Here is a 9953-nt window from a genome sequence, read left to right on the forward strand (position 1 = left end):
GCTGACCGAACGGTCAGAATTCTTTTAGGCCATATGCCATCTTTTATTGAACTATTCAAAAAACGCTCCGGTCACAGCCATTAACCATCACCGCTGGAACTCGTGTTCCAACACTCCGGGTGACGCCACCAGTCGTGATGGAATTTGCTGTTTCTAAGGAGTTTCCCAATGGAGTTGAAGACCATGATGACCCGCACTGTCAAAACCACCTCACCACGCCTGCGCGGGCTAAAACTGGCTGCGCTGGCAATCGGCACCAGCTTCGTTTTGGCTGGATGTGCTGGCAACCCGCCGTCGGAACAATACGCAGTGACTCAGTCGGCCGTGAATAACGCCGTGAGCGCGGGCGGTACTGAATATGCGCCGGTGGAAATGAAGTCTGCCCAGGACAAGCTCAAGCAAGCCGAGCTGGCCATGCATGACAAAAAATACGACGAGGCCCGACGCCTGTCCGAACAAGCTGAGTGGGACGCTCGCGTAGCAGAGCGCAAAGCCCAGGCGGCCAAAGCCGAGAAAGCTGTTCAGGATGCTCAGAAAGCCGTGCAGGAATTGCGTCAGGAAGGCATGCGCAGCGTTCAGTAAACGCTGCTGTTTTTTCACTGCACCCGACGACACAGCATTCCTAATCGATAGAAAGGACTAAATATCATGCGCAATACAGTACTGATCCCTGCCCTGTTGGCCCTGAGCGTTGGCCTGGCGGCGTGCTCGCACCAGCCAAACGTCAATCTGGAAAACGCCAAGACCAACTTCTCCGGCCTGCAAACCAACCCTGAAGCCACCAAGGTTGCAGCGCTTGAAACCAAGGACGCCAGCGAATGGCTGGACAAGGCTGAAAAGGCTTATCTGAACAAGGAAGACGAGTCCAAGGTTGACCAGTTGGCCTATCTGACCAACCAGCGTATTGAAGTGGCCAAGCAAACCATCGCGTTGCGCACCGCTGAAAACAACCTGAAAAATGCCGGTGCTGCACGCTCCCAGGCATTGCTTGATGCCCGTGATGCGCAGATCAAGCAACTCAAGGGCATGAACGCCAAGCAAACCGAACGCGGCACGCTGGTCACCTTTGGCGATGTGCTGTTCCAGTTCGGCAAGTCCGATCTGCAACCCAACGGCATGCGCAATATCAACACCTTGGCTGAGTACCTGGTCCAGAATCCGGATCGCAAGGTGATTGTCGAGGGTTACACCGACAGCGTCGGTTCGGCAGCTTTCAACCAGACCTTGTCTGAGCGTCGTGCCGAGTCTGTGCGTAATGCTCTGGTGCGCAAGGGTGTAGACCCAACCCGTATCGTGGCTCAGGGTTATGGCAAGGAATACCCGGTTGCGAGCAACGCCACCGATTCGGGCCGAGCTCAGAACCGCCGCGTTGAAGTGACCATCTCCAACGACAACCAGCCGGTAGCACCACGTTCCTCGATGCAATAAGCCCATGCAAAAAAGCCCCGTCTGAGCGATCAGGCGGGGCTTTTTGCTTCTGTACGAACGCGGGCAACTCTGCGTAGCAGCTGCCGAAGGCTGCGTTCGGCGGCGCAGCCGTCGTAAACACTGAAAGCACGGTTTAGCTGAAAAAACGCGAGTTCAGGTTTTACGACGGCTGCGCCGCCGGACGCAGCCTCGTTCCTTCGGCAGCTGCTACAGCTTCGGTGTTTCCTGGCCCAGGCAACGCACCGCTTGTTTCTTGTTATTGACCAACACCCCGGTCAGGCCCTTCTGCTCGGTGTCGAACAGTACGATGATGCCGTCGATGCACTGCGCCACCTGGTTGGCTGGCGTGAGCGAGACTTTGTAGTCTTCACCGGGAATGGTCTTGAGCATGGTGAAGTCGCTGAGCAACAACGCATCTTCAGGCTTGGCGAAGTGCAGATAGCCGTAGTACCACAGAGCACCCACGGTGCCGATGATGCTGCAGATACCTGTGATGATCAGGGGGATGGCGTTGCGTTCTTCACTCATTGTTGGCTCTCGGCTTCAAGTTCGGTGTTCGGTGAGGCGGGGTAGTTGGGAATTTCGCCCAAGCGCCGCACGCCATTAAAGTGTTGCGGGTCATCCAGGTAGCGCAGCATCACCTGACGCCAGGTTGGGTCGGCAAACGTCTGGACGTGACCGCCACGCGTCAGTTGCAGCACCTTTGGCGGGGGCGCAGCTTGATACAGGCGCAGGCCATTGGAAAGCGGCACGACCGGATCATCCAGGCTGTGGAAAATCAGCAGCGGCACGCCGCCCATTTGCGGCATCGCATAAACCGCACTGTCGGCGTCGGGCACCAGCCACGACAACGGCACTTGCAACGGCCAGGTCAGCCAGGACGTGCTCAAGGCAAACTGCCCTACTTCGCGGTAACTGGCCGGAACGCCATCCAGCACCATCGCCTTGATTCGTGCCCGCTGCTGCGGATGTTCACTCAGGTAGTGCACGCCCATCGCTCCCCCCAGACTCTGCCCCAGCACGATCAGTGGCTGACCTCGGGTTTGCGGTTGTTGCTGCAACCAGTCGAAAGCCGCGTCGATGTCCTGATACACCGCAGGCAAACCCGGTGAGCCCTGCGACAGGCCGTAACCGCGATAGTCGAGCATCAGCACTTGATAGCCCTGCTCTGGCAGCCAGGCAGTAGCGCCCAAGTGGTAAGCCAGATTGCCGCCATTGCCGTGCAGATGCAGCACCGTGCCCTTGAGCGGCACGCCTTTTTTGGCCGGTAGCCACCAGCCACTCAGGCGCGTGCCATCGGCGGCAGTGAGGGTCACGTCACGATAGTCCAGGCCTGCCGCCGCCGGAGTAATCGGCTGGCCGGGCTCGGGGTAAAACAGCAATGAGCTGCATCCGCTGAGGGTCAACAGCAGGCAGAGTGCAGCCAGGGTTTTCATCTGAGTTGGCACCAGTTGCGAAGGTTGCATTACTTGTAGCAGCTGCCGAAGGCTGCGTTCGGCTGCGCAGCAGTCGTAAAACCGGCAGACGCCGTTGACCTGAAACACCGCGAAACCCGATATTGCGATGGCTTCGCCATCGAACGCAGCCTTCGGCAGCTGCTACGGTTCACGGTGTACGTCACAAAATATTCGAGTAGTCCGCTTCAATACGGTCAAGGCTCAGGTGGTTGAGGAAGTTGGAGAAACACATCCAGGCCGAGAGCGCATTCATGTCGCGGAACTGATCCGGCAAGTATTTGGGCGCGACCACCAGCCCTTCATCCACCAACTGACGCAGGGTGCGCATGTCTTCCAGCGTGGTTTTGCCACAGAACAGCAGCGGCACTTGCTCCAGCTTGCCTTTACGCACGGCCAGCTGAATATAGTTGTAAACCATGATGAAGCCTTTGAGGTAGGACAAGTCTTTGGTGAATGGCAGGCCATTGGGCACTGATCCACGGAAAACTCGGCTCGCGTTGCCATAACTTTCTGGCATCTCAAAACCTTGCTCACGGAAGAACTCATACACCTGCATAAAGTCCGCGCCCTCCTCCACCATATGAATGGCGCGAGTGCGGTTGGTCAACTTGCGCAGCCGGCTCGGGTAGGACGCAAAGGTGATGATTTCCATCAAAATCGCCAGGCCTTCCTGGGTCACCGTGGACGACGGCGGGCCCTTGGACAGAAAGGTACAGATTGGCTGGTTCAGACCGTTAAGCGTGGTACCCACATGCACCAGGCCCTCATGCACTTCCAAGGCCCGCACATCACGTTCGTTAAACATCGCATCGGTGCGGATCTTGATGTAATCGGCACCCGCTGCCGCGTCCGCAACAATGCCATCGGACTCAAACACCCGGATGGTTTCCTCTGCCTCGCCAAATACCTTGTTCAGGCGGCTTTGCAGCAGGTTCACCGCATCTTTGGCGGTCAGGGTCTTGGCTTCGTCCTTGAGCGCCCCGTGGCCGTCGATATTGTCCAGGTAGTCGGACATCATCAAGCCCAGATCGGCCAAGGTCGGATCACCGGCATGGAACGCGTCCGAGGCGGCGCCATACAGTTCCTGGGAAATCAGCCCGAAGTCTTCAGTACCGCGCGCTTCAAGCATGCGCACCACCATCCGGTACTCCTTGCACATGCGGCGCATGATCTGCCCGACCGGGTTGAACTGGCCTAGTTGGCGGGTGATGTCGCGCTCGATGTTCTGGAACTCGGATTTCACTGCGCCCGAGTCAAAGGACAACGGTCGCCCCAGATAATAATCGCGGCTGACCGCAGGCATTTCCTTGCCTTTGGCCTTGAGAAACCCCTGGCGGATGCTGTCGTCCCACTTCACCGCATCCAGTACGCGAATCGGGGTTTGTGCCAACACGATGCGGTCAGACAAGGTGCGGATCGTGCGCTGGTAGTCGTCCACCGGCAGCTTCCTTTAATTAAGAGCGTGCTTGTAATCAAGAACGTTATTTGGCCGCGCGTTTATAGCGGGCTGCTTCGACAAATACGTCGGAATTGGCCGGGTCGTCCAGGTAGGCAAAAACATCGGCCGACGGGCTTTTGATCAAGGTGCCAGGGCCTTCTGCGGTTTCGACCGGATCGCCGTTCAACACGGACTGGCCGATAGCCTGCTTGATTTGATCAAGGTCCAGATCGTAGATCACCAGCTCACCGTTATCGGTCAACTCAAAACCGCTCAGCGTGTGATTGCCGCCCAGTTTGGCCGGTATTGCAGCCGAGGCATACCAGCGACTGCCGTGGCGAGCAACGATAAACACATAACGCTCACGGGCCTTGGGTTCGCCCTTGGGGTAGACCACGGCCTGGTATCGGGTTTTGTCGATGGCACTGATCTCAAGATTGCGTGCTTGCCCCCAGGCATCCTTGCTGACCCACTTGCCCAGCAGCTGTTTAGGCGCTGGCTGTGGCGCAAGCGGCGCCTGGCTAAAGGTCACAAGACAACCGTTCAACATCAAAAACGACAATGCCATAAGCATCACGCGCCAAGCTTTCATGCCTGCATCCTTCTATAGAGCGGCCAGCACCAAGTGCATGTAGCGCGTAAGAATAGCCAGCCGGTCGTTATCCGCCTCAGGCTGCGCGCCATCAAGTAGGGCCTGATACTCCATCCGACCGATAATCGCCGTCAAGACTTTGGCATCCTGCTGAGGTTGCCTGGAGCCTAGCACTTCGAAGATCTGGCCGGCGCCCTGCAGGAAAATCTGCTGATGCGAACGTACCAGCACCGCCAGCCGTGGGTTGAACAGTGCCGCCTGATGAAAAGCCTGCTCGGCCATCAGATGCTCGCGACGGGTAAGCATTTGATGCTGAAGATAATCAGCGGTCATCTCGGCGATTTCATCCGCCAGTACGGCACGGGCCCGTTGGCTGCCATCGCCCTTGGCCACCAGGTAGCGCAACTTGCCTTCGGTGCTTTGCCAAAGCTTGGCCATGAACGCAGCACTGCGCTCCACGTACTGAGCGAAGGTGTCATTGAGCAGGTCGTCAATGTCCTTGAAGTAGTAGGTGGTTGCCGACAGTGGCACCCCGGCCTCTGCGGCCACAGCCCGATGCCGTACCCCGCGCACACCGTCGCGGACCACAATGCGCATGGCGGCATCGAGGATCAGTTGGCGGCGCTGCTCGCTGCCATGCCGGCTGGCCTTGCGGCCTTGGTATTGAACACTTTCAGCTACTGCCACGGCGACATTTGCGGCGCCTTCCGGAGACACGACAAGGTTCACGATAAATTCCTTTTAACGTTGATTAACACTCTGTAGATACTCTGTTCCAGGTCAAGCCCCAGTGGGAGCGAGCCTGCTCGCGAATGATCTTCGCGAGCAGGCTCGCTCCCACGCTTGAAGTATCTCTGCCGCTGCCGAAGGCTGCCATGGGTTGGGTCTGCGGCCCTTGTCGCAGCCTTCGGCAGCGGCTGCAGGACCCTACATCCCGGGCAATAAAAAGCCGCCTCAAATCGGCGGCTTTTTATTCTGGTGCGTTACGCTTGTGGGCGCATGTGCGGGAACAGGATCACGTCACGAATCGACGGTGAGTTGGTCAATAACATCACCAGACGGTCGATACCGATACCTTCACCGGCAGTCGGCGGCATGCCGTATTCCAGGGCACGTACGAAGTCTGCATCGTAGTGCATGGCTTCGTCGTCGCCTGCGTCTTTATCCGCGACCTGAGCCATAAAGCGCTCAGCCTGATCTTCAGCATCGTTGAGCTCGGAGTAGGCGTTGGCGATTTCACGACCACCGATAAACAGCTCAAAACGGTCAGTGACGTTCGGGTTTTCGTCGTTACGACGAGCCAGCGGCGACACTTCGAACGGGTACTCGGTGATGAAGTGCGGCTGTTCCAGCTTGTGCTCGACCAGTTCTTCGAAAATCATCACTTGCAGCTTGCCCAGACCTTCAAAGCCCAGCACCTTGGCGCCAGCTTTTTTGGCGATGGCGCGAGCCTTGTCGATGTCGTTCAGGTCGTCAGCGGTCAGCTCGGGGTTGTACTTGAGGATCGAGTCGAACACCGACAGACGTACAAATGGTTCGCCGAAGTGGAACACTTTGTCGCCGTACGGCACGTCAGTAGTGCCCAGAACCAGCTGCGCCAGTTCACGGAACAACTCTTCGGTCAGGTCCATGTTGTCTTCGTAGTCGGCGTAAGCCTGATAGAACTCCAACATGGTGAATTCAGGGTTGTGACGAGTCGAAACGCCTTCGTTACGGAAGTTGCGGTTGATCTCGAACACCTTTTCAAAACCGCCTACCACCAGACGCTTGAGGAACAGTTCCGGCGCGATGCGCAGGTACATGTCCATGTCGAGAGCGTTGTGATGGGTTTCGAATGGCTTGGCCGCCGCGCCGCCCGGGATGGTTTGCAGCATCGGCGTTTCCACTTCAAGGAAGTCGCGCGCCATCAGGAAGCTGCGGATGTGGGCGATGACTTGCGAACGCACACGGAAAGTGTGACGCACGTCTTCGTTGACGATCAGGTCAACGTAACGCTGGCGATAGCGCTGCTCGGTGTCGGTCAGGCCGTGGTGCTTGTCCGGCAGCGGGCGCAGGGATTTGGTCAGCAGGCGCACGTCGGTCATTTCAACGTACAGGTCGCCTTTGCCGGAACGGGCCAGGGTGCCAACAGCAGCGATGATGTCGCCCAGGTCCCAGGTTTTCACAGCGGCCAGGGTTTCTTCCGGCAGGGTCTTGCGGTTGACGTAGACCTGGATGCGACCGGTCATGTCCTGGATCACCATGAACGAGCCACGGTTAAGCATGATGCGACCAGCAACCTTGACCGGGATGGCGGCTTCGGCCAGCTCTTCCTTGGTCGCTTGCGCGTACTTCTTCTGCAGGTCGGCGCAGTAGTTGTCACGGCGGAAGTCATTCGGGAAGGCATTACCCTTGGTGCGCTCGGCTGCAAGTTTTTCCTTGCGCAGGGCGATCAGGGCGTTTTCTTCCTGTTGCAGGTCTTGCGGATCGAGTTGTTGGTCGCTCATGTCTTAAAAAATTCCATCACAGGTTCGTTACCCCCACCTTGCGGCGGGGGGAAGCGGGCTTTAGCACGCCTTTTGGGCATCGCACTGGCTTCGCACTTTACGGTTGGTCGCTCGACTTACAGCCCTTGTTTCAGGCTGGCTACCAGGTACTCGTCGATATCGCCGTCGAGCACCTTATCGCAATCACTGCGCTCGATATTGGTACGCAAATCCTTGATACGCGAGGCGTCAAGTACGTACGAGCGGATCTGATGACCCCAGCCGATATCCGACTTGGTGTCTTCCAGCGCCTGGGAAGCGGCATTACGCTTCTGGACTTCCTGCTCGTAGAGACGCGCGCGCAGCATTTTCATCGCGGTGTCTTTGTTCGCATGCTGCGAACGTTCGTTCTGGCAGCTCACCACGGTGTTGCTCGGTACGTGAGTAATACGTACGGCGGAGTCGGTGGTGTTTACGTGCTGACCACCCGCACCGGAGGAGCGATAGGTATCGATCCGCAGGTCCGAGGGGTTGATGTCGATTTCGATGTTGTCGTCGATTTCCGGCGAAACGAATACAGCCGAGAACGAGGTGTGACGACGGTTGCCCGAGTCGTACGGGCTTTTGCGGACCAGACGATGGACGCCAATTTCGGTGCGCAACCAACCAAATGCGTACTCGCCCTTGATATGTACGGTCGCGCCTTTGATCCCGGCAACGTCACCGGCAGACAGCTCCATGATGGTGGCATCGAAGCCGCGCTTGTCGGCCCAGCGCAAATACATCCGCAACAGGATATTGGCCCAGTCTTGCGCTTCGGTACCACCGGAGCCTGCCTGAATGTCCAGGTAAGCGTTGTTGGCGTCCATTTCACCGCGGAACATGCGGCGGAATTCGAGTTTTTCAAGGGCTTCGCGCAGACGTTCCACCTCAGCGGCAACGTCATCTACAGCGGCCTGATCTTCTTCCTCGGCGGACATCAACAGCAGGTCTTTGGCATCGGCCAGACCGGTGTGCATCTCATCAAGGGTTTCAACGATCTGCGCCAGCAGGGAGCGCTCGCGCCCCAGCTCCTGGGCGTACGAAGGGTTGTTCCAGACACTCGGATCTTCAAGCTCGCGATTGACTTCAGTCAGACGCTCATGCTTTTGATCGTAGTCAAAGATACCCCCGAATGGTTTCGGAGCGCTCTGACAGGTCCTTGATGCTGTTAAGGATCGGGTTGATTTCCATGGCTGGCGGCACTCGTAGGCGATTTTTACAAAGCCGGGGAGTATACCGTAAACCAAGCACATCAGCAGCCCGCCTGGCGGGGTTATGGGCAGGAAAATCAACACAAACCGCATCGCCCCAATCGCGAGCAAGCCCGCTCCCACAGATGATCCGGGGTGATAGCTTATTGACGCATTCCGTCAGCAATCTCATCTTTCCTATGGGGACAAGGTCCTGGAAGGATGTACGCGGCATTCCAATTAACACTAAAAACCCGTAGCCGCTGACGAGCAGCGGCTACGGGAGTGGGTTACTCGATCCCCACCTGGTTACGCCCATTTTTCTTGGCCAGATACAGCCCCTTGTCTGCCGCCGAAATCAGCTCCCGGCAATTGCCGCCCTGTTGCGGGGTCATGGTCGCCAGGCCAATGCTGATGGTCAGGCACTGACCCGCTGTCGGCGAAATATGCGGGATGTTCATGGCTTCGACCGCCATACGCAGCTTTTCAGCTACCAGCCGGGCTCCGCCCTGCGAGGTATTGGGCAGTACGATGGCAAATTCCTCGCCACCATAACGGGCTGGCAAGTCAGACGGTCGGCTGCTGGCATCGCGGATGGCCGAGGCCACTTTGCGCAACGCTTCGTCGCCGTCCAAATGACCAAAACTGTCGTTAAAGGACTTGAAGTAGTCGACATCGATCATCAACAACGACAACTGGGTTTGCTCGCGCATGGCGCGGCGCCACTCCAGTTCCAGATACTCATCGAAGTGCCTGCGGTTGGACAGCCCGGTCAGCCCATCGGAATTCATCAGGCGTTGCAGCACCAGATTGGTATCCAGCAACTGCTGCTGACTGACCCGCAACGCACGGTAAGCCGCATCACGCTGCAACAGCGTCATGTAAGACCTTGAGTGATAGCGAATCCGCGCCACCAGTTCGATGTTATCCGGCAGTTTCACCAAATAATCATTGGCCCCAGCCGAGAAAGCCGCGCTTTTAATCAGCGGATCCTCCTTGGTGGAAAGCACAATGATCGGAATATTCTGGGTCGCCGGGTGATTGCGGTACGCGCGCACCAGGGTCAGACCGTCAAGCCCCGGCATCACCAGGTCTTGCAAAATCACCGTCGGCTTGATGCGGATGGCTTGAGCAATAGCCTGATGCGGGTCCGCACAAAAGTGAAAGTCTATATTTTGCTCAAGAGCAAGCCCACGGCGTACGGCTTCGCCGATCATTGCCTGATCGTCTACCAGCAATACCATGGCCGAGTTTTCGTCAGTTTTGACGTCGTCCAACTGCAAGTCATTCATGCGCGTTCACCTGAATTACAACCTTCAAGCCAGTCCTGTCGGGTTTTAC

Annotated in this window: 10 protein-coding genes; 2 read left to right on the top strand and 8 right to left on the bottom strand. The window is 57.5% G+C overall.

Annotated features, from left to right (window positions below; genetic code table 11):
• Positions 1-168 precede the first annotated feature (168 nt).
• Complete coding sequence (locus N7D90_RS19205) at positions 169-582, top strand: DUF4398 domain-containing protein (RefSeq protein WP_395247637.1); 414 nt, start codon at positions 169-171, stop codon at positions 580-582.
• 66 nt (positions 583-648) lie between these two features.
• Positions 649-1428, top strand: coding sequence for an OmpA family protein (locus N7D90_RS19210; protein ID WP_261739478.1), 780 nt, complete (start codon positions 649-651; stop codon positions 1426-1428).
• A gap of 207 nt (positions 1429-1635) precedes the next feature.
• On the opposite strand, the gene N7D90_RS19215 is transcribed toward N7D90_RS19210, so the two are convergent.
• The 8 genes from N7D90_RS19215 to N7D90_RS19250 all read right to left on the bottom strand — a co-directional run bounded on the left by N7D90_RS19215 (position 1636) and on the right by N7D90_RS19250 (position 9904).
• A complete protein-coding gene (locus N7D90_RS19215) occupies positions 1636-1956 on the bottom strand; it encodes a hypothetical protein (protein WP_261739479.1) in 321 nt (106 codons plus the stop codon).
• On the bottom strand, positions 1953-2864 hold the full coding sequence (locus tag N7D90_RS19220; RefSeq protein ID WP_261742487.1) for an alpha/beta hydrolase: 912 nt from the start codon (positions 2862-2864) through the stop codon (positions 1953-1955). Before N7D90_RS19220 ends, N7D90_RS19215 begins: the two co-directional genes overlap by 4 nt.
• A gap of 181 nt (positions 2865-3045) precedes the next feature.
• Positions 3046-4323: a flavohemoglobin expression-modulating QEGLA motif protein gene (locus N7D90_RS19225; protein ID WP_395247638.1), complete on the bottom strand. Its 1278-nt coding sequence runs from the start codon at positions 4321-4323 to the stop codon at positions 3046-3048.
• A 43-nt stretch (positions 4324-4366) separates the two neighbouring features.
• Positions 4367-4915, bottom strand: coding sequence for a hypothetical protein (locus N7D90_RS19230; RefSeq protein ID WP_261739480.1), 549 nt, complete (start codon positions 4913-4915; stop codon positions 4367-4369).
• Positions 4916-4927: 12 nt separating this feature from the next.
• Complete coding sequence (locus N7D90_RS19235) at positions 4928-5632, bottom strand: TetR/AcrR family transcriptional regulator (protein WP_261742489.1); 705 nt, start codon at positions 5630-5632, stop codon at positions 4928-4930.
• A gap of 266 nt (positions 5633-5898) precedes the next feature.
• Positions 5899-7401 carry a lysine--tRNA ligase gene (lysS, locus tag N7D90_RS19240; RefSeq protein WP_261739481.1) on the bottom strand — a complete coding sequence of 501 codons (1503 nt, stop codon included), beginning with the start codon at positions 7399-7401 and terminating at the stop codon, positions 5899-5901.
• Positions 7402-7517: 116 nt separating this feature from the next.
• Positions 7518-8613 (bottom strand): peptide chain release factor 2 gene (prfB, locus tag N7D90_RS19245; protein ID WP_261739482.1). Its coding sequence is split into 2 segments (ribosomal slippage): positions 7518-8540 and positions 8542-8613, totalling 1095 coding nucleotides; the frame shifts between segments, so codons are not numbered across the junction.
• Between the two features lie 289 nt (positions 8614-8902).
• The gene (locus tag N7D90_RS19250) at positions 8903-9904 is read right to left on the bottom strand and encodes a PleD family two-component system response regulator (RefSeq protein WP_261739483.1); all 1002 of its coding nucleotides are present in this window, start codon (positions 9902-9904) and stop codon (positions 8903-8905) included.
• Between the last annotated feature and the right edge of the window lie 49 nt (positions 9905-9953).

The organism is Pseudomonas fragi, from assembly GCF_025426255.1.
Taxonomy (GTDB): Bacteria; Pseudomonadota; Gammaproteobacteria; order Pseudomonadales; family Pseudomonadaceae; genus Aquipseudomonas; species Aquipseudomonas kulmbachensis.